Genomic DNA, 23,693 nt, shown 5'->3' with positions numbered 1-23,693 from the left:
CAGCTTTCAAGTCACCGGACTCTCATGCTCCACCATAAACACATTGGCGTAGAGATTGGCAGTAATTTGTTGCCCCTGCTGCGTCAAAGACAAATAACGCAACGCATCCTGAATATAGGGATACACGCCTTTCCAGTAGAACTGGGGATAGTTGCGGCGTAAGTCTCCAGGCGTGCGGTATCCCAAAGCTTTGTTAACTCCAGTTTCCTCAAATTCGTAGAATAGGGCTGGGATTTTTCTGAGATAGCGTAGGTCACTCAGTTGACCAATCAAGTCAGAGGCTCTTACCAATCCTGGAAAATTCATCGTGTCCTGGTGGTCTTCTACCGCAGGGACCGGGAAGCGCGTCAATTCAATGTTTTGTTTGATGATGTCTGGATCAATCAGCTTGTGTCCACCGAAGCGCTCTTCAATGAATAATTTGCCGCGATCGACGTGGTAAGGGGTCAGACTGGCATCCGTTGAACCAAGAGGCATAGAAATCATTGCCCCATCCATGCCAGTGGCACAGAAGTTGCCCCGATCTTCTTTGCAAACCCCCCGCACATAGCCAATATCGTGGCACACCAAAGAAATGATGAAATGCAACCAGTCTTCCGGGCTAACCCCGCCCTCACGAATGTGTTTGCCATGCAACACCTCCTGCCCAACCAAAGTCACCAGGATGGAATGCTCAACGTCATGATAGAGGGCATCACTATTGGCGATATTTTCCAGCGCCATATTACCCGCCCAGGCAATGATCTCAGCATAGTCAGCCTTGAGGCTACCATAGGTGCGGCAATAGCCTGCTTTGAGTTGTTCAACAAAAGCGCTGATTAGAATTTCCGTAGCGTTGAACATTTTCAGGTACTCCATGCAATCCGTCAAAGCGGATTATCGGCTCACAATTCACAATTCGGCATTGCTGAAATGCAGGATGCACTAAAACGAAGTTTCAATCCAGCACCCTTTTCATCCCGCACAACAACTCCCATATGTCTACTATGCCGCGTGTTTTTAGAGGTTGAGGTGATATTGCGGCTTGAATTGGGTGATTGCCCTCCCAAAAAACGGTGATAGCAGTTTGCTCCGCCTGTGATGCCTGCTGGTTATTGGCATGATAAGTATCACAGTGAGTTGAGAGTTTTGAGTTTTGAGTTGAGAGTTTTGAAGGTAGGTAATGGGAGATCGGTACTATAGCAATTCTCGAACAAATGAAGTACGCCCTATGCCTTGTAACAAGGGGCTTAAGCCCCTTGTCTTTACCTCACTAGAAGCAGAAACGCTATAGGTAATTGGGGGCTAGTGGTTGGTTGTGGATTGCCCCTCTAATCACTAAAAACTAACCACCAACCCTGTTCACCTGACATTTGACATTTGACATCTAACACCTGACATCTATTCACACCTCGGTTGCCTGATCAATCTGACTCACTTCAGTATTTGAAAGCTTGACCTCGATCGCCTTGAGCGAGTCCTCAATGCTGGTTGGTTTGCTGGCTCCAGGAATGGGCAAAACCCAGGGGGACTTTGCCCGTAGCCATGCCAGCACAATACAGTACACAGACACACCTTTTGCTTGAGCGAGTTGGGCGATCGCTTCTATTTCTAGCAACTGCCCGACCCGGCGACTGCCGCCTAAGGGACTCCAGGGGAAAAACGTTAACTTTTCGCGTTCACAATGCTCCAGCACCCCATCAATTTCTGGCTGGCGCTGCCAGGGGTTGTACTGGTTCTGTACGGAAACAATGTCCACGACATTCCGGGCACGCTTGATCTGTTCGACTGAGAAGTTAGAAACCCCCACAAACCGAACGATACCCTGCTCAACGGCTTCCTTGGCAGGGGCTAAAGATTCCTCAATGGTGTAGTCAGGGTCGGGCGCGTGATACTGCCACAAATCAATTGGCTTTTTGCCCCCCAGAGCTTCAAAGCTAGTCTGGATAGTTTCTCGCAGGTGTTTGGGACTCCCATTACGAGTCCAAGAGCCGTCGGGACGCATCAATCCGCCTTTGGTTGCAATTACCACCTGGCTGGTATCGCCGCTGTACTGCTGGAGGGCTTTGGAGATCAGCCGTTCGTTGTGATGTTTGTCCGACTCATCTTTACAGTAAGAGTCAGCCGTATCGATTAGAGTAACCCCCAGGTCGAGGGCGCGATGGATGGTCGCGATCGCCTGCGCTTCCGGTGGTCTGCTACTGAGGGACATCGGCATCCCGCCTAACCCAATGGCGCTGACTACCAAATCTGTATGTCCTAAAGTTTTGGTTTCCATCGTTGATTTTCCTTAGGCTTTAAAAAACATTGAGCAGGTGAGACTAATTAAATATAAGACTGTGTAGATTGGGTTGAGGCACGTAGCTTGCTTCCCGCAGGATAACCCAACGCCCGCATGGATTACGCTAACGCTAACCCATCCTACAGTTGATTCCATCTACCTAATTACAGTGAATAAAATCCCATTCAAGGCGATGCTCAGTACTCTAAACCCCCCTCCCCCAAATCTAGAACGGACTGAATCTCATTCCTGACAAAATTCCAAAGGATGGAGAAACAAGTTACAGAATTCAATGCTTAAATCAGTCAACATATTCTGGCTATATCCTCAATACGGGTATGCTTGAATGCATCCCCCTGGGAGAGGATTTTTTGTCCGGTGAAGGAGTTTTGCTATGAGTTTTTCGATTTCTTCAAGGCGCTTAAAGTGTGCGGCTCTGAGTTTTGCCCTGGTCATCCCAATCGCGGTGCTGGGAGGCTGTGATACTCAACAACCGACTCAAACAACCACTTCACCCACACCGGGCGAAACGGGTTCTTCTCCTGAAGCCAAGCAGGGAAAGCTGGCAGTCGTTTTACCTGGTCTTCCCAATGACCAGTCCTGGGACCAGGCAGCGTATGAGGCAGCCCAATCATTAAAAGCGAAAGGGGTAGATGTGGCGATCGCTGAATCGGTTTCTCCCGCCGATGCCCCCAGAATTCTGCGCCAGTTTGCAGATGCAGGCTACACCACCATCATTGCCCACTCTTTCAACTTTCAAGATGCCGTTTTTCAGGTGGCGAAAGACTATCCCAAGGTGAATTTTGCCTGGGCAGGGGGGATTAATAAGACCGGGCAGAACGTGGCAGATTACGACCAGCCTTTTTACCAGGGCGCTTACATGGTGGGACTGGTTGCCGCTAAGCTGAGCAAAACTGGTAAATTGGGTGCCATTCATGGATTTGACATTCCCGTCTGCCATGCGATGGGAGAAGCCCTGTTAGCGGGAGCCAAAACCACTCGCCCGGATGTCCAACTGGTCGCTTCAGCAGCAGGGGACTGGTACGATGTGACCAAAAGCAAGGAAGCGGCGATCGCCCAGGCAGATACTGGCGTAGACTTTTGGATCGGTTGTGGCATTGGTCCTGTCCTGGGAGCGATTCAAGCCGCCAACACCAAAGGAGGTTATGTGACTAGCTATGTGGGTGACATGTCTTCCCAGGGACCCAAGGTAGTGGCGGCAAACCTGATCTGGAACATGGAGCCACTATTCAGCAAGATGCTGGCAGATACCGCCGCTGGAACCTTTGCCAATCAATTCTATGAAATGGCAGTCCCTGAAGAGGTCATTCGCGTCGATGTTCCAGCGGCATTCAAAGACCAGGTGGGTGCAGACACCATCCAGGCGATCGAAAAAACTCGTAGCCAAATTGCATCGGGTGAACTGAAGGTGCCGTTTGTGCCGAAGTAGTTGGGGGCAGAAGTTTTGAGTTGAGAGTTAAGAGTTTTGAGTTGAGAGTTTTGAGTTAGAGGTCTGACAGGTGTTAGGTAGTAATTCTTAAGCGTTGGAAATTCCCTGATGACTCAAATGATTTCTGATTCCCATCCCACTATCTCCGTTGAGAATGGGATGGGTGAAAAAGGAAAAGATCCGGTTTTGCTGAATGACTGGCATGTAGTTGCTAGATCGCAGGATTTGCAACCGGGAACATTAATGAAATTCCGGTTGTTGGATACCGACCTGGTAATCTGGCGGGGAGAAGATGGGCAGGTGCAAGTTTGGCAGGATCGCTGCCCCCATCGCAGTGTGCGCCTCTCTGCTGGAAAGGTGGTTGGGAATACCCTGGTTTGCTCCTATCACGGTATGTCTTACAACTCGGCGGGGCAATGTGTTAACGTGCCTGCCCATCCGGGTTTTGTGCCACCTAAACAAGCCTGTGCCCATACCTTTCAAGCAAAGGAGCGCTATGGGTTGATTTATGTTTGTTTGGGTGAGCCGGAACAAGACATTGTGATGTTTCCAGAGTGGGATGAACCAACCTACCGCTGCTATTTGTCTGGACCTTACTTCATCCGTTCCAATGGGTATCGGGCGATCGAAAACTTTCTCGATGTTGCTCACTTTCCCTTCATTCACGGCGGTATCCTGGGCGATCTGGATAAGCCGGAGATCGAGGACTATGAGGTGGTGATTAACGATGACGGTGTATTTGCCAAAGATATTCGAGTTTGGCAGCCTGATCCCTACGGCACGGGACAGGGAGACTATGTTAGCTATGACTACTGGGCTTTTCGTCCATTAACGGCATATCTACGCAAATATAGCCCCACTGGGGAATGCCTCACGTTGCTTTACAATGTTACCCCTGTAAGTGAGGAGGAATGTGTTGCCTGGATGAGTGGTGGTTTGAACTATGCTCATAACATTTCGGATGAGGAAATCCGGGCATTTCAGGATGAAATTGTTTTGCAAGATTTAGGCAATTTGGAGTCTCACACGCCTAAAAAACTGCCCTTAGATTCATGGGCTGAGTTTCATGTGCCGAGCGATCGCTCCTCGTTAATGTACCGTAAATGGCTGAAACAATTGGGACTCACCTATGGCATTGCGTAGGGTTCGCTCAGTTTAGATGTCAGAAACTACAGGTTTCAATGTGGACAAGGTTTAAAGGGGAGCGATCGCTGGAAATTCTATCCGGCGCAAGATTTCTCTGCCGGGGATCTGGTATTTCCTTAGGAGGAAAACTTACTAAGACAACTAACCTTTCCTGGTGGGCACTATATTTCTGAGGGGCACTATTTAGAGTAGGGTGTTCGCCTAACATGGGAAGCAAGTTTTAGGCTACCTTCTTGGCATTTGAAAACTGTGAACGCTGAAGTGGTTAAATCTGAGATATCTTGCAGTTCGGTAGAAACGGGGCTACCTGTGCCAGAGCGGTTGCCTGTTGACCCGTTGCCTTCACCGGTTGCGGCTAAAAACACAATTCGCAGGAGTTTGCAGGCATCCACGTTTGATGGCATGTTTGCGACGGTTTTTTCAAATGTGACCGGGGGGGTTCTGCTCAGCAACTTTCTGGTAGAGTTGGATGCGACACCGACTCAAATCGGGCTGCTGGCATCCATTCCCATGCTGGCAAATTTGATTCAGCCCTTGGGCGCATTTCTGGGCGATCGCACCACCAGCCGCCATTATTATTGCCTCTGGATTTACGGTCCTTCGCGTCTGCTCTGGCTAATCCTGGCAGCCAGTATTGCCCTTGCCAGATGGCACACGGTCACCCCACCAATGTTAGTGACCTGGACCCTGGCGATCGTCTTTATTACCCACTTTTTTGGTGCCTTAGGCAGTGCCGCCTGGTTAAGCTGGCTCGCAGTTCTGGTGCCCCGCCGTCTGCGCGGACGTTACTTTGGTGTTCGCAACAGTGCCGCCAGTTTGACCAATTTACTCAGCGTTCCAGTCCTGGGTTGGATGGTTGCCACCTACCCAGGCGGTTCCATTCAAGGCTACGGGTTGGTTGTCGTGCTGGGAGTCGTGGCTGGCTTAATTAGCCTGGGGTTCCAGTATCTCATGGTAGATGTCAACCCTCAGGTTCAGGAGCAGGGAACCGAGGGGCAGAGCAGCACAGGGGCGGAGGAGCAGAGGGGCGGAGGGGCAGAGGAGCAAGGCAGTGCCAAACTGACTAATAACCAACCCCCAACCACTAACCACTCCATCCCAACCCCCAACCCCTCCCTGCTCCAAGACAAAAACTTTCTTTCCTTTCTGCTCTACTTCAGCCTGTGGATGTTTGCGGTGAACCTCAGTGCGCCGTTTTTCAACCTTTACATGCTGGATAATCTTTCGATTGATGTGCGCTGGGTGACCCTTTACAACAGTGTGCAGGCAGGGGCAAACATGCTGATGCTGGTGCTGTGGGGAAAGCTGGCAGACCGGGTAGGGAACCGGATTATCTTGATTACAGTAGGCATTCTAGTTGCTGTCACACCTTTGTTCTGGTTAGGAACTGGAGTTAATTCCCTATCTATCTGGCTTTGGTTGCCCCTGCTGCATGTGCTGGCAGGGATAACGTGGGCAGCGATCGACCTGTGCAATAACAACCTGCAATTGGGGGTTGCGCCAGTTCGGCATCAAGCGACCTATTTTGCTGTTGCAGCCGCAGTAGCCGGGGTGAGTGGTGCCCTGGGTACAACGGCTGGCGGTTTTTTGGCAGAGTTTGCAGACTATGGAGGTATTCCGGGCTTGTTTGCGCTGTCGGCGGTAGTACGGTTGGTGGCGTTACTGCCCCTCGTATTTGTCCATGAGCAGCGGGGGCAGTCCCTTAGGCAAATGATGCGGCTTTTGTTTCCTCCCAGAAACGTAGCAGTTGTCGTGGAAACTGCCCAATCTGTGCAGATTGATTCTGAGTTGGAAGATCCGTCACAATAGAAGCATGAATCAGGTTGATTACCTCCGCATTAGTCTTGTCGATCGCTGTAATTTCCGCTGTCAGTACTGTATGCCCGAGGGCGCAGAGATTGATTATATTTTGCAGCAAAATTTGATGACTCAGGCAGAATTGCTGACATTGCTGCATCAGGTATTGATTCCCGTCGGGTTTACCCGGTTTCGGTTGACTGGTGGTGAACCGCTAATTCATCCAGGGGTCGTGAATATTGTGCAGGCGATCGCCGCTTTCCCGGAAACCCGCGACCTATCCATGACCACCAATGGGTTTTTGCTCAAGCCTCTGGCACAAGACCTCTATGATGCCGGGTTGCGGCGGGTCAATATTAGCCTGGACTCCCTCAACCCAGAAGTTTTCGATCAAATCATCGGTAACCGGGGACGAACTCGCTGGCAGCAGGTCTGGGATGGAATCCAAACAGCCTATCAGGTTGGTTTCAATCCTTTGAAATTGAATGTCGTCGTCGTTCCTGGGGTGAACGATCAGGAAGTGCTGGATCTGGCAGCCTTGAGCATTGACCGGGAGTGGCACGTTCGGTTTATTGAGTTCATGCCGATTGGCAATGATGATTTGTTTCAAAATCGGGGTTGGATCAGTTCGGAGGAACTGCGGCAGCGCATTCGGGCAAAGTGGGGATTAACGGAAGGGCAGGTGCGGGGCAATGGTCCTGCGGATGTGTTTCAAATTCCCGGTGCCAGGGGAACCCTAGGCTTCATTAGCCAGATGTCGGAGTGTTTTTGCGATCGCTGTAACCGAATGCGCCTCTCGGCGGATGGTTGGCTCAGACCCTGTTTATTGAATGAAACTGGACAGCTTGATTTGAAAACAGGGTTGCGATCGGGCATTCCTGTTCATGAACTGCGCCAGCAAGTACACGATTTGTTAGCCATCAAGCCTGAAATTAACTTCAAGCTCCGGGAATCTGGCAACCACAGTGGGGCATACAACCGTACCATGTCTCAAATTGGTGGTTAGTGATGGGATATGGGGTGAAGGGGTGAGGGGATCTATGGCGACTCCCCCACTCCCCCTTTCATCCCCTTCCCCCCTCAACGACCTGGGGATTACGCTCAAGCCACTCGTCAATATCACCCAGGACTCGTTCAGGCACCTCCCAGGGAAACAAATGTGCCGTGTTTGAGTAGCACCGCCACTCAGCCTGGGGCAAGTGCTCGGCGGTTTCCTGACTCGATGCAGCAGTGATATGGCGGTCTTCTGAGCCTGCCAGCACCAGACAGGGACACTGGATCTGGGGCAATTCTGGCAGGCGGTTATAACCCTCTTTGAGCGCGCTTGAGAGAGCACGGGTTGCCTGACGGGAGGTTTGCAGGTAGGCAGGCATCGCTTCCGCTGCCAGGTATTGATAGGCGGCTGGGGTATGTTGCTGGATCAGATAGCGGTAGAGCGATCGCCGTCCTAAAGCATCAATATTCCATTGCCAGCCAGGATTGAGACGATTCGCGATCGAAGCCAACCCAGTATAAAGATTATCCTGCCAGGTAATGGGCGGATGGTTACTCCAGGGGCGGGCGGCGGTTGCCACTAAAATTAACCCACTTACCCGCTCCAACTGTCTTAGTGCCAGTTCCAGCGCCAGGATTCCCCCTAACGACCAGCCCAGAATCAAACAGCGATCGACCTGATGGCGATCGAGTAGTGCCTCCAGATCGGTCAGGTGGCTCATCATTGAGAAATCGAGCCTGGTTTGACTCCTCCCATACCCGCGCAGGTCGGGTGCCAACGTTTTGAACCGCTGTGATAGATGATTGGTAAACACAGACAGACTGTGTCCAGAACCCGGATGACCATGTAAACAGAGGATGGGAAATCCCTTTCCTCTCTCTAGAACCTTGAGACTCAAGGCATTTGCAGCAGTTTGATCCACAATTTGACTATCCTCGCCAGGGAATCCACCCCATCCTATGCTACCGATTGTTTGTCTGCCCCTAGTCCCAAAAGCCTGATTCCGATTAAGATCTCACAGAGGAACATGTTTCTCAAAGTGCGCCCACTGTGGTGCTGGATAGTTGTATAAGTTGGAACGAAGTTGCAATTTGTACAACCCCTACTTTATACCCAGAATCAGCAACGCCCACCCATTGATGAAAGGATTGATTTGAGGCATGGCAGAAGAAACGACTCCCAATGGAACTGGAGAAAACGCGCCCAGCCCTGCTGAACCCCAAACTCCAGATGCAGCGGCAGCGGCTCCGGCGGCGGATGAAAAGCCAGCCAAAAAACCTGCGGCGGCTAAAAAATCCCCTAAAGCGGCTGAAGCAGGAGAGGCTGCTGAGGGAGAGAAGCCAGCTAAGGCTGCCAAAAAGGAAAAACCTCCTGCGGTTGAAGATAAGCCCTTTACTGATTTCATTCAGCAAGACTATTTGCCCGCTCTGAAGGAAGCACTGGCAAAGCAGGGCGTTGAGGATGTAGATCTTTCGTTTGAGAAGCAAAAGATTTTCGTTCAAGGCTTTAGTGATGCACCGGATTGCTGGCAGGTGATTGGACACTGGACCAGCAGTCCCAACCAGCCCAGACAGTTCAATATCTATTTCCTGAAGGACGAGCTTCAAGGAGCTAAAGCTTTCTCTTATGCCGAAAGCGGGGGCAAGCCCAGTACCCTGGAGTCCTTTTTGATTGACGAGCGTAAGATTACCCTGCCTCTACTGGTGTTTGGTGCGTTGCAACGCCTGAATGCCCAGAAATGGCTGGTACGGAACTAAAGGGGCTTCCACACCCACAGTCATGGGGCTACTGTGTAAACACAAGCTATCTGATCTAGCCAATGCTTGGGCTTGATCCTCCCTAACCCTCCTTAAAAAGGAGGGAACCGGATCGGAAGTCCCCCTTTTTAAGGGGGATTGAGAGGGATCTTGCAGAGTTTTGGTATCCGAGTCGAGATGTGTGTACACGGTAGGTCCTGGGGAGAGGGGTAGGCTTGACCATTGACGTAGGCTCTGCCCATCCTCCCAGTCCAAGTATGTGGATTGGACGAAGTTGATGCCCAACCCACCCGGTCTAACCAGCTTTCAATCGGGTTGAAGTAGTATTCAGCTTTGTTGATACGCTAGGTAAATACCCTCTAAAAACGAATCTGGAGTCATTTTGAAGGGTAATTCTTGCAGATGAATAATTTCTCGAATTTGGCGGGCTAACTCTAGGCTCACCTTTGCCCTGGCATCCGGTTCCATGTGCGATCGCCGCTGAAGATAATCCCGCACTACTGCAAAATCATCGGGAAGTAGTTCACCTATATCGGCAATGTCTAACAGCTTGGTTGCCAGAGTCTGGGTTTCGTCCGAAACAGTGATTTGCCCTACGACGGTAGGACGCTCTTCCTGCACTACAAGCGTTCCCGCGACCCAATCCCCCAGCCGTTTTTCCCGGTTGGTCAGAATGATCAGCAGTGCCCCAATGAACATAACATCATCTACGGGACGCAGGAGTGCTCTGAGGGTGGCTTGTGACAGTCCAGCAGGTTGCCCATTCTCCCGAATCACGCGGATTTTGGCATGGCGTTTGCCGGGCGTTTGCCCCCGCCAGATGGTTTCAAAAAAGACAAAGTAACCGACGTAGATTGAAAATACTAGCAACACGGAAATGGCAGTCAACCAAAGCCGCGCTGCGCGATCGCTGGCAAACTGCACCAGGTAGGCTGACAGTTGAACCGACAACACCCCCCAGATCAGCAGGAGCAAAAACAGGCTGCTCCCCCAGATCAAATAATCGATCAATAGAGCTTGCACCCGATTGCCAATTCCTGCCAGCGTGAACTCCAACTCGACACTTTCGGGCGTTTGCAGGGTGACTCGATTAAATAAGCTCATACAGATAATGATCTGCTTACGGTTAAAAGAAGTCCTATTAAAAGGAGTTTCTAACGACTACGCAATCCTAACCCTAAACCTTCCCGGCGAGTCCGCAAATCGTAATAGATGACTGCCTTGATCACCTGCCAGAAAGGCATAATCAGGATGCTGACACCAAACGTGACCACCAGATTAATCAGCGTCAGAAACAGGGCAGTGCCGCTATCTCCTCTGGTGGTGGCAGCTTCTGTTGCCGGTTGCAGCAGGACACTGACAATTTGAACCGGGATGCTGACCAGCAGGGTAATCAAAAATGCAACTAGCGCAATCCATTGAATCCGCCCTACCGATCCCTTGGTCAATTCCCAACTGCGGCTAATGCTGCCAGAAGCATTCATATTAGGTTCCATCGCCAGCGGTACTTCTACAATCATCAAGCGCGAAAAGACTCGAATTAGAACAACAATAAAAAAGATCAAAGCCACCAACCCTAACAGCGGCAGGATGATTCCCCCTCCTGGACTGGACTGGGCAACTGCAAAACTAGCAAACAGCAGAATCCCAAATATAATCAAAGCCCCAATGTACAAGCCAATAAAAATAAGACTCAGCAAAATGCCAGCCCCCAGAAAACTCCACATTCGAGGCTGGGTATGTTTGCGGGCTTCTGTGAGGGTTTCTGGCTGGTTCGTTAGCTCACCAAACGCCAACCGTGAAATCAAACCGGCAATAGCTGAATATTTTGCCCAACCGTAGACTGGCACAAAGATCCACAAATAGGCAATCAAAGCTTGGGTGAAGTATTGTTGAAAATGGGAACGGTAAATTCTTACACCAGCACTGACGACGTTACCAACGCTGAGAGGACCCGCAGGATTTGAACTTGTGGTGGACATAAAACTCCCTATTGGGGACAGAACCAGACCGACATTGAATGTTGCTATCTTAGGCGAGGCTCAAGCCAGATTCGGAAAATTTTATGAATGTTAAACGTTGGATTGCGCGACGAGAACCTAATTGGAAACAGTTGGATAGCCTGTTGACCCGGATTGAAAAACGGGGGCTGAAATCATTGAAGACTGAGGAAATCAAACAGTTAGCCAGTTTATACCGTTCCGTTTCAGCCGATCTGGCACGGGCACGAACCAACCAGGTGGGGAATACCTTGATTCAGAGCCTACAAACCCTGACTTCCCGCAGCTACAGCCAAATTTATCAGGGATCTCGTCGCCAGGAATGGCACAAAGCGATCGAATTTTACCGTTGGGGGTTCCCGGCGGTTGTACAGCAAACCTGGGTATACATTGCCATTGCAACCACCATTTTTGCCGTCGGTGGACTGATTGGCTGGTGGTTTGGCTGGCACGATCCGGCGTTTATGTCCTTGATGGTGCCAGAAGAGTTGATTGTGAAAGTCCGGGATAAGGGAGAACTCTGGATGGGATCCATTTTGGGGGTTGAGCCTATCGCTTCCAGCGGGATTATGATCAATAACCTCTCGGTGTGCTTCCGGGCGATCGCTGGAGGCATCACCCTGGGTCTGCTAACGGTTTACATCCTGCTCTTCAATGGTCTGCTGATTGGCACAATTGCAACTCTGGTTGGTCAAAACAATCTGGCATTCCCTTTCTGGGCATTTGTATTTCCCCACGGTTCGTTGGAGTTGCCTGCTATTTTCCTTGCTGGGGGGGCGGGGTTGTTGATTGCCCGAGGGATTCTATTTCCCGGTCAGTACAGTCGGGGAGATGCGCTCAAATTCTACGGCTTGCAGGCAGCCCAACTGGTATATGGAATTGTGCCATTGTTGGTGATTGCTGGGGCGATCGAGGGATTTATTTCTCCCAATCCTACCGTTCCCAGTCTGTTCAAATACCTGATTGGGACTGGGCTGTTTGTCTTGCTAGTGAAGTATTGCAGCCAACAGAAAGCCATTCCCTAGACCTCCGAGGTTTTCAACTCCGAGGTCCCACAAACTTCAAGGTTTGAGAAAACCGCTTGCGCTAAAGCACTCAAGGCATACCCCTTTAACTGTTTTTTTAATTGAGTGGAAAGTTGGTGTGCCCCATCCCGATTACCTACCTGGCGATGTGCCTGAATCAGAACTGCCCCTGCTAAGGCAATTTCGCTAGTGACTATGGGGTTTAGATTCTGAACCGACAGACCATTGCAGGATGAGTAATTCCACCAGACGGTGACAAACAAGCGGGATATCACAATACCCGTAGGGATGCAGCCGCAGATAGGGACGAAAGCAGCTTTGAATGGCAGCTTGAACCGGATGAATCAACAACTTTTGCACGGTTACAAAACACTGCCTTACAAACCATTCACAAAGTCTTTAGAAAAATAAAATTTTGATCGCTCCTTTACCTTAAGACTGGTAAACCAGGCACTCACAGACGATAATTTTGGAGATTTCTGCCCTTCGTTATTCCTAACCCTAAAAAATGAAACGGATTCTATTAACTGGTATTACTGGACAGGTTGGTCAGGATTTACAACGAACACTAGCATCGCTAGGCAAAGTGATTAGTGTGGGGCGTGACCAGGTAGACTTTGCCAATCCAGAAGCCGTCCGGCAGATCATGGAGACGGTTAAGCCAGAGGTGGTGGTTAATCCTGCGGCATACACGGCGGTCGATAAGGCAGAGAGTGAGCCTGAACTGGCAATGCAGGTTAATGGCGTGGCTCCCGGCATTTTGGCAAAAGCGGCTGAGGCAGTTGGGGCTGGAATCATCCACATTTCCACTGACTACGTGTTTGACGGCAGCCAGAGTAGCCCTTACCTGGAAACAGACCCCACCGCTCCCCTGGGTGTCTATGGGACATCGAAGCGGATGGGCGAGGAAGCAGTTCTGTCTGCCTGCGAACGGCATATGATTGTTCGGACTGCCTGGGTCTATGGCGTTGGTGGCAAAGGCAACTTTGTCAAAACGATGCTGCGCGTAGGGGCAGAGCGGGAGGAATTGCGCGTGGTGACGGATCAGATTGGTGCGCCCACCTGGTCCTGGGATCTGGCAGGCGCGATCGCCCAAATGGTGCCCCAGCTTTCGGCTGAGACAACAGGCATTTACCACTACACCAACAGCGGCGTATGTAGCTGGTACGACTTTGCGATCGCTATCTTTGAAGAAGCCAGCCTGCTTGGGTTTCCCCTCAAGGTGCAGCGGGTAATTCCAATCACGACAGCAGAGTATCCCTTACCCGCCCGTCGTCCAGCGTTCTCTGTCCTCTCGCTCAAGAAAACCACTGCCCTGTTGGGAACTCACCCGCCCCACTGGCGCACAAGCCTGCGACAAATGCTGGCAACCCTGAAAGCAGAAATGGCTTAGCCTTACAACCCTGCAAACCACTCATAGCCCTGAACTTCCCAGTAACCCGAATCCTTAGGCAAACGGTTCAGGAACGTTATTTGAGTCACCCACTTACTCTGCTTGTAGCCCAGTTTGATTGGGGATGCCAGACGCAAGGGGGCACCATTATCGACAGATAGGGGTTGTCCGTTTTTCTGATATGCCATCAATGTCTGAGGATGCAACACAGAGGCAATGTCCCAACTTTCGTAGTAGAAATCCGCTGATTTAAAGTAGACGTAGCGTGCATCGGGTTTTGGCTGTACCAGTTTTGCCAACTCTTGTAAGCGTACTCCACCCCACTGAACGATCGCTGCCCAACCTTCCACACACACATGCCGAATCACCATTGAAGTCAATGGTAGGGATTGAATATCTGCCATGCTCAATTGCATTGGATGATTCACCTCACCATCAATGACCAGACGAAACGTTGCTGGATCAATCTGAGGTGTTAAATCAAACGTGTTGATCAACAGCTTATCTGGTTCGATCGCACTCAATCGAAACTCAGGCACTGGCTTCTGAGACAACATCAAAGCCTCAAGCTTCTGATTTAGTGGCTCAAAAGTCTGACCCATCTGTTCTGAAAACAACCTTGACCCACAGCCACTTAACAGCGAACCTGCTATCGACATGCCAGACCATTGCAGCAATTGGCGACGGGAAATGGATCGTTGGGGAAGAATCAGGCTCATATAGCAGGGGGTCCACAGTCAGAAAAACATGGATTTAATTAAGCGAACACTCCCCACCTGGAAAGCAAGTAGGGAGTGAACCAGCGTAAACAGCAAAACGGTTGGAACAGTGATAAAGTGAACAGTGCGCAGAGTTTGCCAATTGCCAAATAGGGCAGCTAACCAATGCAGTTGAGCCGGTTTGTACATGGCTAAACCACTGGCGATCGCCAACAACAAAGCAGGCACGATCGCCGTATACACCAACCGATGCCATGCATAATTCTTGCGTTTTTCATTTTGGCTGACTCGCACAGCATTGAAGTCGTTACTACTGGCAAACCGATGCTGCCATCGACGACTAATCAAGATGTAAATTCCGTAACAAAATAGGTTTAGTGAATAAATCCACATGATGGCAAAATGCCAGTCTCGTCCACCTGCCAACCACCCGCCCAACAGCAAGAGTTTTGGGAAATACCAGCCCGCCCGCCCACCAAATACTGGATTAGCATTGTAAATTTGCAATCCACTGCTAATCATCAAAATCAGACTGATAATGTTGACCCAGTGAAACGTTTTCGCCAAAAAAGCCTGATTGGGTAGCTGCACTTTCCGTTTTGGGGAAATCGAGGCATTCATAAAGGTTCAATCTGGTACGTGAAAACGGGAGAGCTACCCAAGGCTGAATGGCAACCGCTATAGATTCCAGAAATTCTTACTTCACTTCACTTGCAAGAAATGAGTTTACTTTACCTTTTTTCACGGCAACCACTACATCATAGGTGGCGCAATAGGCGAAAGTGACATCATTGGCTTTGTTATATAGATTCACAACCATCCCAGCACCACCAGGCTGAACCGCGATCGGTTCCAAATCACCATAGAAGAACCGCCGTAATTGATCGCCACTGCCAATCTGACCTTTATTCTTGGTAATTAGGGTAATTTTCTCTTGAGGAGAAGGTCCAGACTGTTTTGTTTCAGCAGCGGTAGCAACCCCAACCAGTGAAGGATTGAATGCCTTCAGGGATGCATCTCCCCATGTGACTAACCCAACCATTGCAATACCTGTAAGCAGAGAAGCTACTTTCATGGATTACTCCTGACGACATTGAACGGTGACGCAATTTTTTTCAGATGAACCGAATTGGCTCACTGGTCAAAGCATCTCAGGCAGCACTGAAACCTTTCTGAAACAAAACTCAGTATTTCCTGAATTTATCCTGCTAAACTTCTCACCCTAAACTTATTAGCTTCTCAGAATACCTTGGTGTAGATTGTGAGTAGAAAGATGATAAAAATTCGCGAGATTGCAACAGGGGCGAAAATGTATTCACAGATAGATCTCGATCAAGCGATTTTGTTTGACCGCTTGCAAGCGATTTTGAATGAATTGTATGAGGAAGTAACCCATCATCTGACCATCTTCCCTCAACCTGATCAACCTTTTCAAACCTTCACCAGTCTTGATGGTAATGTAACTGCTTCACTTCTAACCTTTACTGGACAAGAGATAGACAAGTTGGTCTATTCCTGGCTCAACGGTGCCCAGTTGAAATTTAGCACCATGCGCCTAACCCTTTGGCTAAGTCCCCAGATTCAGGTTCCACACCTGGCATTTAATTTTGGTACGATGCCAGATCTTTACTTCTATATGGACTATATTCCCAGGGTCGATTTGTGGACTGACGTAAGTTATACAGAGCAGTACTATGAACCGCTCAACTCAACCTATCTAGAATTGAGAAATAATCCCGATTTATCTTTATTTGTGAGTAAGGGACTATACCTGAGGCAGTTCCAATCTCCTGCCCATCTTTACTTCATCTGCCCACGAACGGAAGACTCTCTCTCCCTGATTGGCAGGATTGCCCATGAGATGTGCTCTCGTTGGCTAACCTGGGTAGATCAAGCAACCCCTGTCTCGGCAGATGCCCAGACAGCCCTGGCAGAACGGGATTTAAGGCTGCGGCGAACGGTTGCAGAACGCGACCCTGGTAACGCTATGGCAGCAAAGGTTTTTGGAGCTGAATTTGCCGCCCAGCTTGTGCGATCGCTCTGGTGCCAGGAACCATAGCGAGACAATGGCTTCTCCCCACCTTTGCCCCTGGAATGATAGAGTCTACCTCAGAGGCTCTTGAGGAATTGCTATGAAAGCGCAGGTGTTTCGTGGAGTTAACCAATTAAGTTACGAAGAGATTCCGACACCGGAGATTGCGCCAGATGAGGTGCTGGTGCAAGTAAAGGTGGTAGGGCTGTGCCAGTCGGATATTAAAAAAATTCGCTATCCGCTCTACGAACCACCCCGCATCTTTGGGCATGAAACCGCAGGCACGATCGCCGCTGTCGGTTCTGAGGTGACTGGCTGGCAGGTGGGCGATCGCGTCATCGTCCTGCACCACATTCCCTGTATGCACTGCGCTTACTGCCTGAATGACAACTTCTCCATGTGTGATGTCTACAAAAACATCACCACGACCGCCGGATTTGCCCCCAGTGGTGGCGGCTTTGCCGAGTACGTCAAAGTTCCAGGGCATATCGTTCGTCATGGCGGTTTGATGACCATCCCCCAGGATGTGACCTTTGAGCAAGCCAGCTTCGTAGAGCCAACCAACTGCTGCCTGAAAGCGGTCAAAAAAGCGCAGGTGCAGCCAGGTCAGACGGTGTTGATTACTGGAGCCGGACCGATCGGGTTGATGTTCATTATGCTGGTGAAGTACTTTGGGGCACGGGCGATCGCCACCGACCTGATTCCCAGCCGCATCGATAAAGCGTTGGAAGTCGGGGCTGATGCCGCTTTCGATGCCCGTGATCCAGATTTACAGGCAAAGGTTTATGCCCTCACGGGTGGGATTGGTGCAGACACCAGCCTGCTGGCGGTACCCAGTGACAAAGCCTTTTTTCAGGCACTGGATTGCACCCGTAAAGGGGGCAAAATCCTCTTCTTTGCCGAGTTTCCGGATGAGGTTGAAATCCCGATCAATCCCAATATTCTCTATCGCCGGGAAATTGACCTGATGGGTAGTTACAGTTCTTCCTTCCGGGTGCAACAACTGGCAGCAGAGATTGTGTTCCACAAACGTATTGATGTAGATAAGCTGGTGAGCGATCGCTATCCCCTCAAGGATCTGGCAACGGCTGTGGAACAGGCAGTTTCACCCACGCCCGAAACCTACAAAATTTTGATTTACCCTGGGCAGATTGTCGATTAAATGACACTGAAATAATCGGTTTCAAATCCCCAGAATCATCTACCAGCTCTATTACGGAAATCGAATTGTTCTCGTAGGGTGGGCACTGCCCCAAATACTCGTGGACCAGGAAATATAGTGTTGTAAGCAGTGCCCACCTACAGGCTACTTATGATGCTGGTGAATCCTTTCTCATAATCCAGGTAAGATCGCTATACTTTCAAACTGAGAGTCTTGGTGTATAAACAAGTTTGATCAATACTGCAAGTTATATTACGATTTTAAGAACACATGTTCTATCCGCCGGAGGGTGTTGTGGAGTTTGTTAATCAACTAATTCAAGGCGACTGCGAAGAGATTCTCAAGAAAATTCCTGACAACTCAATCGATTTGATTTTTACTTCGCCCCCTTACGCTGATCAAAGAAGTAAAACCTATGGCGGAGTGGCTCCAGATAACTATGTTGATTGGTTTTTGCCGAAAGCCGAACAGTTTTTTCGAGTACTAAAACCAAATGGCACTTTTGTTCTAAATATAAAAGAGCGTGTAGTGAATGGAGAAAGACATACATATGTGATTGAGTTAATTCTGAAAATGAGAGAACAGGGATGGCTTTGGACTGAGGAATTTTTATGGCACAAGAAAAACTCCTATCCAGGAAAGTGGCCCAATCGTTTTAGAGATAATTGGGAAAGATTGATTCAATTTAACAAGCAAAAGAAATTCAAGATGAATCAGGAAGCAGTCATGGTTCCTGTGGGTGATTGGTCTAAAGATCGGTTGGCAAAATTAAGCAAAACAGATATGACCAGGGATGAGTCAAAAGCTGGAAGTGGATTCGGTAAAAATGTGTCTAACTGGTTAAATCGCGAAATGGTTTATCCGACCAATGTTCTACACATGGCAACTGAATGCTCAAATAAAAATCATAGTGCAACTTTCCCGGTTGACTTACCCCTATGGTTTATTAAACTTTTCACAGATGTAGGAGATGTTGTCCTCGACCCATTTGTTGGTTCAGGTACAACTGCCCTTGCAGCAATTCAACTCGGAAGAAAATATGTTGGGATTGACATCAACAAAGCATATATAGAGTTATCTGAGAAACGTATAGCCCAGGTTCAGGTAAAGCTGCCTGGTATTGCTGAAGCTCGTACAACCTACTCAATTGCACAGAAAAATGCTGAAGTTAAGGCTCAAGTCATATGAATTCTCTGAATTTTGATGAGGTTCGGCAATATGTAAATGAAAATATAGATAATTTTCATAATTTGAGAATCAAGTGCTTGAGAGAGCTTAAACTTAGAAAGTTGCTGGCTAAAAATCCTTACCTTCTCAAGGCGAAAAATTTAACAACAGCCAATGATTTAATAACGAGCTTATTAGAGGCTTTTCTTTCTTCTTCCGAGGAGAAACACTTTGGTAGTTTTCTCGAGGATCTGGCGATATTTGTAGCTGAGCAAACCTGTAATGGTCATAAGTCAAGTGCAGCGGGTGCCGATCTTGAGTTTTTTAATAATGGTATTCATTATGTCGTCTCAGTTAAATCAGGGACTAATTGGGGAAACAGTAGTCAGCAAAAGAGTTTAGAGCAGGACTTGAGAGATGCTGTTACTAGACTAAAACAATCCAGGCGTGGAATTAATGTTCAAGCTGTTTTAGGTATATGCTACGGGAAAACGAAGACAAGCTATGTCAGAGGATACTTGAAGGTCGTTGGACAAAATTTCTGGTATTTAATTAGTGAAAACATCGATTTATATGCAGAAATTATTGAGCCAATAGGCTATAAAGCAGAAGAACATAATGAAGCATTTCTAGAAGAAAGGGGTCGGTTGATAAATCGGTTGACAAAGCAGTTTATTGATGAGTTTTGTGATCAAACAGGAGCAATTAACTGGGCTGAATTAGTTAGATTTAATAGTGGAAACTACGATCTAGACCAGTTCTTACCATAATTGCTAAAGTAAACCATTAGAGATTAGCTCTTATCTGATGCTTACCGGGAACATCCAAAATTGGTTCCGGCGATCGCTGTTCCTCCTGACAGCAATATTTTTCTGCCTGCTCCCGCTGCTCCTGTTGCTGACAGGGTGCCACCCCACGGATTTTCGTTCCCAGGCAGCACAGGGTTCCCAGCTTGTTCTGAGCGCCCTAACCGACCCCAAAACCTTTAACTATGCCAACAACCAATCCTTTCCCAACATTTTCCTGTTTGCCTATGAAGGGTTGACCCGTGAAAACGGAGTCACGGGAGAGATTGAGCCAGCCCTGGCAGAATCCTGGGAAATCTCTCCTGATAAAAAGCGAATCGTGTTTACCCTGCGGCAAGGATTGAAATGGTCGGATGGTCATCCCTTAACGGCAGATGACGTGGTCTTTACCTATCGAGACATTATTGCCAATCCACAGATTCCAACCGATGGCAAAGACAGTCTGCGGATTGGGACTGAGGGCTTGTTCCCGCAGGTGCGTCAGTTGAGCGATCGCCAGGTCGAATTTCTGCTGCCAGAACCGTTTGCCCCCCTCCTCCGGGCAACCGCCGCCCCCGATGGCATCCTGATCATGCCCAAACACGCCCTGGAGGAAACCTTGCGAACCAAGGGCGCGGACGGCAATTTGAAGTTCATCTCTACCTGGAACACCGACACGCCCCCCGACCAGATCATCGTCAACGGTCCCTTTTTGCTGGACAGTTACACCGCTGGTCAACGGATGGTATTTCGTAAGAATCCCTACTACTGGCGCAGAGATGACCAGGGCAACCCACTGCCGAAGGTGGATCGGATTGTCTGGCAATTCGTTGAAAGTACGGATACCCAGCTTCTCCGCTTTCGTTCCGGCGAGCTAGATATCATGGGCGACTCCCGCCCTCTGCGTCCAGAATATTACTCGCTGCTGAAGCGAGAAGAAAAGCGCGGTAACTTTCAGGTCTATCATGGCGGTCCCTGGTCAGGCATCCTCTACATGGCGTTTAACCTGAATCAGGCACAGGATGCCGCTGGCAAGCCCATTGTCGATCCAATCAAGTCGCGCTGGTTCAATACCCTGGCATTTCGTCAGGCAGTGGCGTATGCCATAAACCGCGATCGCATCAACGTTAACCTATTTCGGGGGTTGGGTGTGATTCAGAACTCTCCTATCTCGGTGCAAAGTCCTTACTTTCTGTCCCCCAAGGAGGGATTGAAGGTCTATGAATACAATCCAGAAAAAGCCAAAGAATTGCTATTGGGAGCAGGTTTTCAATACAACTCCCAGGGGCAATTATTGGATGCAGAGGGCAATCGGGTGCGGTTTACCTTGCTGACCAATGCCAATAATTTGGTGCGGGTGGCAATGGGTGCCCAGATTCGGCAAGACCTGGGTAAGATTGGCATCCAGGTAGACTTCAATGCCATCAACTTCAACACCCTGGGTGACAAACTTTCCACTACACGAGATTGGGATGCGCACATCATCGGCTTTACCGGCGGTATTGAACCCCACAGTTCTGCCAACTTCTGGATGAGCAATGGGGCTTCTCACTATTTCAATCTGGAACCCCAACCTGGACAGCAACCCCCGATTCAAAATTGGCAAGCCACTGACTACGAAGAAGCCATCGATCGCCTCTTTATTGCTGGAGCCAGGGAATTAGACGAATCAAAACGAAAGGCGATTTACGCCGAGTTTCAACGTCTCGTCCAGGAACAACTCCCGATTCTGTTGCTGGTAAATGACTCTGCTCTGATGGCAGCCCGCAATAAGGTGGAAGGTTTGAAGTATACAGGTTTACCCAGTTGGGGCTTGTGGAATATTCAAGAACTTCAGATCAGCAACCCCCGCTAAGATGGCGGCAAAATCGTTCAGAATTACAGTTCGATTGGATGGTGTCAGAAGGGGCACATGGACAAACAGACACAAGCTATTCATTTGGTTCTGAATCAAATATTTCAGGATGGAGTAGTAAAGAAAATTGCAAACAAACTGTCCAGCATCATGGCTGACTTGAGTTGCCACCAGAGTCTCCACTAATTGTTCAACGGCGATCGCGGTTTTGAGGGTTTCACCTTCATAACAACCATTCGATTCAACGGTTAGAATCTCCCGTGTTTCTGCCATTCCACAGCAAATAACCATATCTGGTTGCAAGCTGTCAATTTCAGAAATGACTTTTACGGGAGCCTGGTGAAAATCTACCGGCAACTTGCGCAGGCAATGGGTGTTTTCGGGTAGCAGTCTTTGACTCAACATTTCTGCCAGCAGGTCATCGGAGGCGTTGGAGACGTGGTGAGGCATCCAGATATCAAAGGAAGTCAGAAGAATTTTTCTGCTCATGGTGGAACTTTACTGACGCTGACCAGATTGAGCTTTTTGCAACTGCTGACTCGCTTTTTGCGCCCACGGTCCATTTCCCTGTTTCGAGTAAAGCTCACTGGCGTACTTCAAGACCTGTTGCGCATCCTTAAATTTCCCCTGACGCATGAAAACTAATCCAGCCGCGTAATAAGCGTTGGCATAATTAGAGTTGGCTTCCGCCGATCGCCGAAATGAGGCGAGTGCCCCGTCTAAGTCACCGTCGCGAAACTGGATAGAGCCAATATTGTAGTGAGCCTCCGGATATTTGGGAGTGATTTTAATTGCCTGCTCAAAGGCAGCCCGCGCCTCTTTGGTTTTGCCCTGCTGCAAATAAACCATGCCCATGTGGTAAGCGGGTTCAGGCGCATTGGGAGTCAACTGCATCGCCTTTTTAAAGGCTTCCACTGCCTGATCATAGGCGCGTTGATTTTCATAGACTAATCCCAGATTGTAATGCGCCAACCCCATTTTGGGGTCAAGCTGAATTGCCCGCTGCAAATAATCTTTTGCCTGTTGCAGGTTGTTCCCTTCCAACAGCGCGGCTCCTAAATTGGCAAAGGCTAGGGCAAATTTAGGATCAGCTTGGGTTGCCTGATAAAAGGCGCTGGCTGATGCCTGGAGTTGCCCCTTTTGACGGAGCGCTAAACCCAGATTGTAGTGGGCGGCTGCCAGACTGGGGTTGATCTGGGTTGCCCGTTGAAACGACCCGATCGCCTGATCCAGATTTCCTTGCTGGATATATTGCAACCCCTGATTAATCTCTGCCTCTGCTGATGGGGTTGCCTGAGCAAGCTGGATTGAATTGCTTGTTGGCAACGCCAACCCAGGGGTAGGGAGGATCAGCAAGCCGTTACCAACCAGCACAAAACCAACCAATCCCCCTAACCACCAAGGTTGCCTCTGAGTTTTCAGCCATCGATCGCCCAATTGCCTATATTGCATTTAACCACCATCCCTAGCGTTGGAGATTGGCAAATTTCCACGCCATTCTACAGGATGACGCATGGAATGGGAAATTGTTTGGGACAGCGGGGACAGGGGAGTCAAGGAAACGGGCTGCTGGATAGCAGGATGAATGGATAGACAACGGCTTGTGTGGGTTTAACCACCAGAGTCAAAAGGGGAGTCAATCAATAAAAATTTACATTGTCTACGGCTTGGCAATAGGGATTGACTCTTGATGGTTACCTTTCCTGCCAGTATTTGAGCAATTTCGTGAGAAAACAAACCGTTATTTGAACTTAACGCTTCCTAACTTTTCTACATTGAACCTTGCCAGGGCAACTTCTATAAATAAATTATCTACACACATTCCGAAAATGCCCCGGAGCAAAAACTATGCTTCATGAATATGAAAGAGTCGAGGTTTTAGCCGCCAATCCAGACTGGATATTTCTTTTCCGTGAGCAGGATCGACCCAGCAATTATTATCGAGATGAAATCTCTGCAAAGACTTCAGATGCTTTAGCGATCACCTTTGTAGCGACCGTAGTGCTGTTGTTCTTAAGCTTAACCGTCCTGGCTTGGGGCACGGTCAAGGTATCTCAAAGTGCAGCAATGGCAAACCAGTCCCCAATTCCCACCCAGGTAAGTGGTTGGGAAAGATTGAAGTAAGGAGTTTTGTCAGAGATGTCAGGTATC

At 49.1% G+C, this 23,693-nt stretch carries 24 protein-coding genes; 13 read left to right on the top strand and 11 right to left on the bottom strand.

All coding sequences use genetic code 11. The features are described from left to right. Positions 1 to 6 precede the first annotated feature (6 nt). Positions 7 to 843 carry an Npun_R2479 family HD domain-containing metalloprotein gene (locus AC1S52_RS13325; protein ID WP_482029503.1) on the bottom strand — a complete coding sequence of 279 codons (837 nt, stop codon included), beginning with the start codon at positions 841 to 843 and terminating at the stop codon, positions 7 to 9. A gap of 541 nt (positions 844 to 1,384) precedes the next feature. Beyond that, positions 1,385 to 2,257 (bottom strand): aldo/keto reductase, encoded by an 873-nt coding sequence (locus AC1S52_RS13320; RefSeq protein ID WP_482029502.1) that lies wholly within the window; start codon positions 2,255 to 2,257, stop codon positions 1,385 to 1,387. A 397-nt stretch (positions 2,258 to 2,654) separates the two neighbouring features. On the opposite strand from AC1S52_RS13320, the gene AC1S52_RS13315 reads away from it, so the two are divergent. The 4 genes from AC1S52_RS13315 (at position 2,655) to moaA (ending at position 7,659) form a co-directional block, all read left to right on the top strand. Beyond that, positions 2,655 to 3,710 (top strand): BMP family protein, encoded by a 1,056-nt coding sequence (locus AC1S52_RS13315; RefSeq protein WP_482029501.1) that lies wholly within the window; start codon positions 2,655 to 2,657, stop codon positions 3,708 to 3,710. A 108-nt stretch (positions 3,711 to 3,818) separates the two neighbouring features. Then, entirely contained in the window at positions 3,819 to 4,853 is a 1,035-nt protein-coding gene (locus tag AC1S52_RS13310; RefSeq protein ID WP_482029500.1) for an aromatic ring-hydroxylating dioxygenase subunit alpha, read from the top strand. Positions 4,854 to 5,105: 252 nt separating this feature from the next. Then, a complete protein-coding gene (locus AC1S52_RS13305) occupies positions 5,106 to 6,665 on the top strand; it encodes an MFS transporter (RefSeq protein WP_482029499.1) in 1,560 nt (519 codons plus the stop codon). A gap of 4 nt (positions 6,666 to 6,669) precedes the next feature. Then, positions 6,670 to 7,659: a GTP 3',8-cyclase MoaA gene (gene moaA, locus AC1S52_RS13300; protein WP_482029498.1), complete on the top strand. Its 990-nt coding sequence runs from the start codon at positions 6,670 to 6,672 to the stop codon at positions 7,657 to 7,659. A gap of 58 nt (positions 7,660 to 7,717) precedes the next feature. Here moaA and AC1S52_RS13295 read toward each other — a convergent pair whose 3' ends face one another. After that, a complete protein-coding gene (locus AC1S52_RS13295; protein ID WP_482029497.1) occupies positions 7,718 to 8,569 on the bottom strand; it encodes an alpha/beta fold hydrolase in 852 nt (283 codons plus the stop codon). 238 nt (positions 8,570 to 8,807) lie between these two features. On the opposite strand from AC1S52_RS13295, the gene AC1S52_RS13290 reads away from it, so the two are divergent. Then, positions 8,808 to 9,404, top strand: a complete 597-nt coding sequence (locus AC1S52_RS13290) for a DUF2996 domain-containing protein (protein WP_482029496.1) — start codon at positions 8,808 to 8,810, stop codon at positions 9,402 to 9,404. Positions 9,405 to 9,731: 327 nt separating this feature from the next. Here AC1S52_RS13290 and AC1S52_RS13285 read toward each other — a convergent pair whose 3' ends face one another. Together AC1S52_RS13285 and AC1S52_RS13280 are read right to left on the bottom strand one after the other, a co-directional pair. Then, positions 9,732 to 10,508 (bottom strand): RDD family protein, encoded by a 777-nt coding sequence (locus AC1S52_RS13285; RefSeq protein WP_482029495.1) that lies wholly within the window; start codon positions 10,506 to 10,508, stop codon positions 9,732 to 9,734. 50 nt (positions 10,509 to 10,558) lie between these two features. Then, positions 10,559 to 11,386, bottom strand: coding sequence for a DUF7847 domain-containing protein (locus AC1S52_RS13280; RefSeq protein ID WP_482029494.1), 828 nt, complete (start codon positions 11,384 to 11,386; stop codon positions 10,559 to 10,561). A gap of 83 nt (positions 11,387 to 11,469) precedes the next feature. On the opposite strand from AC1S52_RS13280, the gene AC1S52_RS13275 reads away from it, so the two are divergent. Then, the gene (locus AC1S52_RS13275) at positions 11,470 to 12,429 is read left to right on the top strand and encodes a stage II sporulation protein M (protein WP_482029493.1); all 960 of its coding nucleotides are present in this window, start codon (positions 11,470 to 11,472) and stop codon (positions 12,427 to 12,429) included. Positions 12,430 to 12,615: 186 nt separating this feature from the next. On the opposite strand, the gene AC1S52_RS13270 is transcribed toward AC1S52_RS13275, so the two are convergent. Further along, positions 12,616 to 12,789: a hypothetical protein gene (locus AC1S52_RS13270; RefSeq protein ID WP_482029492.1), complete on the bottom strand. Its 174-nt coding sequence runs from the start codon at positions 12,787 to 12,789 to the stop codon at positions 12,616 to 12,618. A 148-nt stretch (positions 12,790 to 12,937) separates the two neighbouring features. Here AC1S52_RS13270 and rfbD point away from each other — a divergent pair, with 148 nt between their 5' ends. Continuing rightward, complete coding sequence (gene rfbD / locus AC1S52_RS13265; protein WP_482029491.1) at positions 12,938 to 13,822, top strand: dTDP-4-dehydrorhamnose reductase; 885 nt, start codon at positions 12,938 to 12,940, stop codon at positions 13,820 to 13,822. Between the two features lie 2 nt (positions 13,823 to 13,824). On the opposite strand, the gene AC1S52_RS13260 is transcribed toward rfbD, so the two are convergent. From AC1S52_RS13260 to AC1S52_RS13250, 3 genes are all read right to left on the bottom strand, one after another. Then, positions 13,825 to 14,541: a molybdopterin-dependent oxidoreductase gene (locus AC1S52_RS13260; RefSeq protein ID WP_482029490.1), complete on the bottom strand. Its 717-nt coding sequence runs from the start codon at positions 14,539 to 14,541 to the stop codon at positions 13,825 to 13,827. 18 nt (positions 14,542 to 14,559) lie between these two features. After that, the gene (locus AC1S52_RS13255; protein WP_482029489.1) at positions 14,560 to 15,162 is read right to left on the bottom strand and encodes a cytochrome b/b6 domain-containing protein; all 603 of its coding nucleotides are present in this window, start codon (positions 15,160 to 15,162) and stop codon (positions 14,560 to 14,562) included. Positions 15,163 to 15,238: 76 nt separating this feature from the next. After that, on the bottom strand, positions 15,239 to 15,616 hold the full coding sequence (locus tag AC1S52_RS13250; protein ID WP_482029488.1) for a hypothetical protein: 378 nt from the start codon (positions 15,614 to 15,616) through the stop codon (positions 15,239 to 15,241). A gap of 234 nt (positions 15,617 to 15,850) precedes the next feature. Between AC1S52_RS13250 and AC1S52_RS13245 the strand changes: the two genes are divergently transcribed. The 5 genes from AC1S52_RS13245 (at position 15,851) to AC1S52_RS13225 (ending at position 21,542) form a co-directional block, all read left to right on the top strand. Beyond that, positions 15,851 to 16,600, top strand: coding sequence for a hypothetical protein (locus AC1S52_RS13245; RefSeq protein WP_482029487.1), 750 nt, complete (start codon positions 15,851 to 15,853; stop codon positions 16,598 to 16,600). 73 nt (positions 16,601 to 16,673) lie between these two features. After that, entirely contained in the window at positions 16,674 to 17,735 is a 1,062-nt protein-coding gene (locus AC1S52_RS13240) for a zinc-dependent dehydrogenase (RefSeq protein ID WP_482029486.1), read from the top strand. A 294-nt stretch (positions 17,736 to 18,029) separates the two neighbouring features. Then, entirely contained in the window at positions 18,030 to 18,923 is an 894-nt protein-coding gene (locus tag AC1S52_RS13235) for a DNA-methyltransferase (RefSeq protein ID WP_482029485.1), read from the top strand. After that, positions 18,920 to 19,672 carry a PmeII family type II restriction endonuclease gene (locus tag AC1S52_RS13230; protein ID WP_482029484.1) on the top strand — a complete coding sequence of 251 codons (753 nt, stop codon included), beginning with the start codon at positions 18,920 to 18,922 and terminating at the stop codon, positions 19,670 to 19,672. The genes AC1S52_RS13235 and AC1S52_RS13230 overlap by 4 nt, the downstream gene beginning before the upstream one ends. Positions 19,673 to 19,709: 37 nt before the next feature. Next, positions 19,710 to 21,542 (top strand): ABC transporter substrate-binding protein, encoded by a 1,833-nt coding sequence (locus AC1S52_RS13225; RefSeq protein ID WP_482029483.1) that lies wholly within the window; start codon positions 19,710 to 19,712, stop codon positions 21,540 to 21,542. Here AC1S52_RS13225 and AC1S52_RS13220 read toward each other — a convergent pair. Both AC1S52_RS13220 and AC1S52_RS13215 read right to left on the bottom strand, forming a co-directional pair. After that, entirely contained in the window at positions 21,486 to 22,031 is a 546-nt protein-coding gene (locus tag AC1S52_RS13220; protein ID WP_482029482.1) for a pyroglutamyl-peptidase I family protein, read from the bottom strand. The two genes, AC1S52_RS13225 and AC1S52_RS13220, sit on opposite strands and share 57 nt — an antisense overlap. A gap of 9 nt (positions 22,032 to 22,040) precedes the next feature. Then, on the bottom strand, positions 22,041 to 22,994 hold the full coding sequence (locus AC1S52_RS13215) for a tetratricopeptide repeat protein (protein ID WP_482029481.1): 954 nt from the start codon (positions 22,992 to 22,994) through the stop codon (positions 22,041 to 22,043). A gap of 396 nt (positions 22,995 to 23,390) precedes the next feature. Here AC1S52_RS13215 and AC1S52_RS13210 point away from each other — a divergent pair, with 396 nt between their 5' ends. Then, a complete protein-coding gene (locus AC1S52_RS13210) occupies positions 23,391 to 23,666 on the top strand; it encodes a hypothetical protein (protein ID WP_482029480.1) in 276 nt (91 codons plus the stop codon). Positions 23,667 to 23,693: the final 27 nt, after the last annotated feature.

It is taken from the genome of Kovacikia sp. CALU 1929, assembly GCF_056784235.1.
Note: the sequence above shows the minus strand (reverse complement) of the source record. Positions and strands in the feature narration are given on the sequence as shown.

Excerpts from the sequence above, each read along its gene's own strand:
- AC1S52_RS13280 (WP_482029494.1), bottom strand. The coding sequence starts at position 11,386 with ATGTCCACCACAAGTTCAAATCCTGCGGGTCCTCTCAGCGTTGGTAAC.
- AC1S52_RS13285 (WP_482029495.1), bottom strand. The coding sequence starts at position 10,508 with ATGAGCTTATTTAATCGAGTCACCCTGCAAACGCCCGAAAGTGTCGAG.
- AC1S52_RS13220 (WP_482029482.1), bottom strand. The coding sequence starts at position 22,031 with ATGAGCAGAAAAATTCTTCTGACTTCCTTTGATATCTGGATGCCTCAC.
- AC1S52_RS13325 (WP_482029503.1), bottom strand. The coding sequence starts at position 843 with ATGTTCAACGCTACGGAAATTCTAATCAGCGCTTTTGTTGAACAACTC.
- AC1S52_RS13240 (WP_482029486.1), top strand. The coding sequence starts at position 16,674 with ATGAAAGCGCAGGTGTTTCGTGGAGTTAACCAATTAAGTTACGAAGAG.
- AC1S52_RS13230 (WP_482029484.1), top strand. The coding sequence starts at position 18,920 with ATGAATTCTCTGAATTTTGATGAGGTTCGGCAATATGTAAATGAAAAT.
- AC1S52_RS13310 (WP_482029500.1), top strand. The coding sequence starts at position 3,819 with ATGACTCAAATGATTTCTGATTCCCATCCCACTATCTCCGTTGAGAAT.
- AC1S52_RS13275 (WP_482029493.1), top strand. The coding sequence starts at position 11,470 with ATGAATGTTAAACGTTGGATTGCGCGACGAGAACCTAATTGGAAACAG.
- AC1S52_RS13255 (WP_482029489.1), bottom strand. The coding sequence starts at position 15,162 with ATGAATGCCTCGATTTCCCCAAAACGGAAAGTGCAGCTACCCAATCAG.
- AC1S52_RS13315 (WP_482029501.1), top strand. The coding sequence starts at position 2,655 with ATGAGTTTTTCGATTTCTTCAAGGCGCTTAAAGTGTGCGGCTCTGAGT.
- AC1S52_RS13225 (WP_482029483.1), top strand. The coding sequence starts at position 19,710 with ATGCTTACCGGGAACATCCAAAATTGGTTCCGGCGATCGCTGTTCCTC.
- rfbD (WP_482029491.1), top strand. The coding sequence starts at position 12,938 with ATGAAACGGATTCTATTAACTGGTATTACTGGACAGGTTGGTCAGGAT.
- AC1S52_RS13210 (WP_482029480.1), top strand. The coding sequence starts at position 23,391 with ATGCTTCATGAATATGAAAGAGTCGAGGTTTTAGCCGCCAATCCAGAC.
- AC1S52_RS13290 (WP_482029496.1), top strand. The coding sequence starts at position 8,808 with ATGGCAGAAGAAACGACTCCCAATGGAACTGGAGAAAACGCGCCCAGC.
- AC1S52_RS13260 (WP_482029490.1), bottom strand. The coding sequence starts at position 14,541 with ATGAGCCTGATTCTTCCCCAACGATCCATTTCCCGTCGCCAATTGCTG.
- AC1S52_RS13245 (WP_482029487.1), top strand. The coding sequence starts at position 15,851 with ATGTATTCACAGATAGATCTCGATCAAGCGATTTTGTTTGACCGCTTG.
- AC1S52_RS13320 (WP_482029502.1), bottom strand. The coding sequence starts at position 2,257 with ATGGAAACCAAAACTTTAGGACATACAGATTTGGTAGTCAGCGCCATT.
- AC1S52_RS13250 (WP_482029488.1), bottom strand. The coding sequence starts at position 15,616 with ATGAAAGTAGCTTCTCTGCTTACAGGTATTGCAATGGTTGGGTTAGTC.
- moaA (WP_482029498.1), top strand. The coding sequence starts at position 6,670 with ATGAATCAGGTTGATTACCTCCGCATTAGTCTTGTCGATCGCTGTAAT.
- AC1S52_RS13215 (WP_482029481.1), bottom strand. The coding sequence starts at position 22,994 with ATGCAATATAGGCAATTGGGCGATCGATGGCTGAAAACTCAGAGGCAA.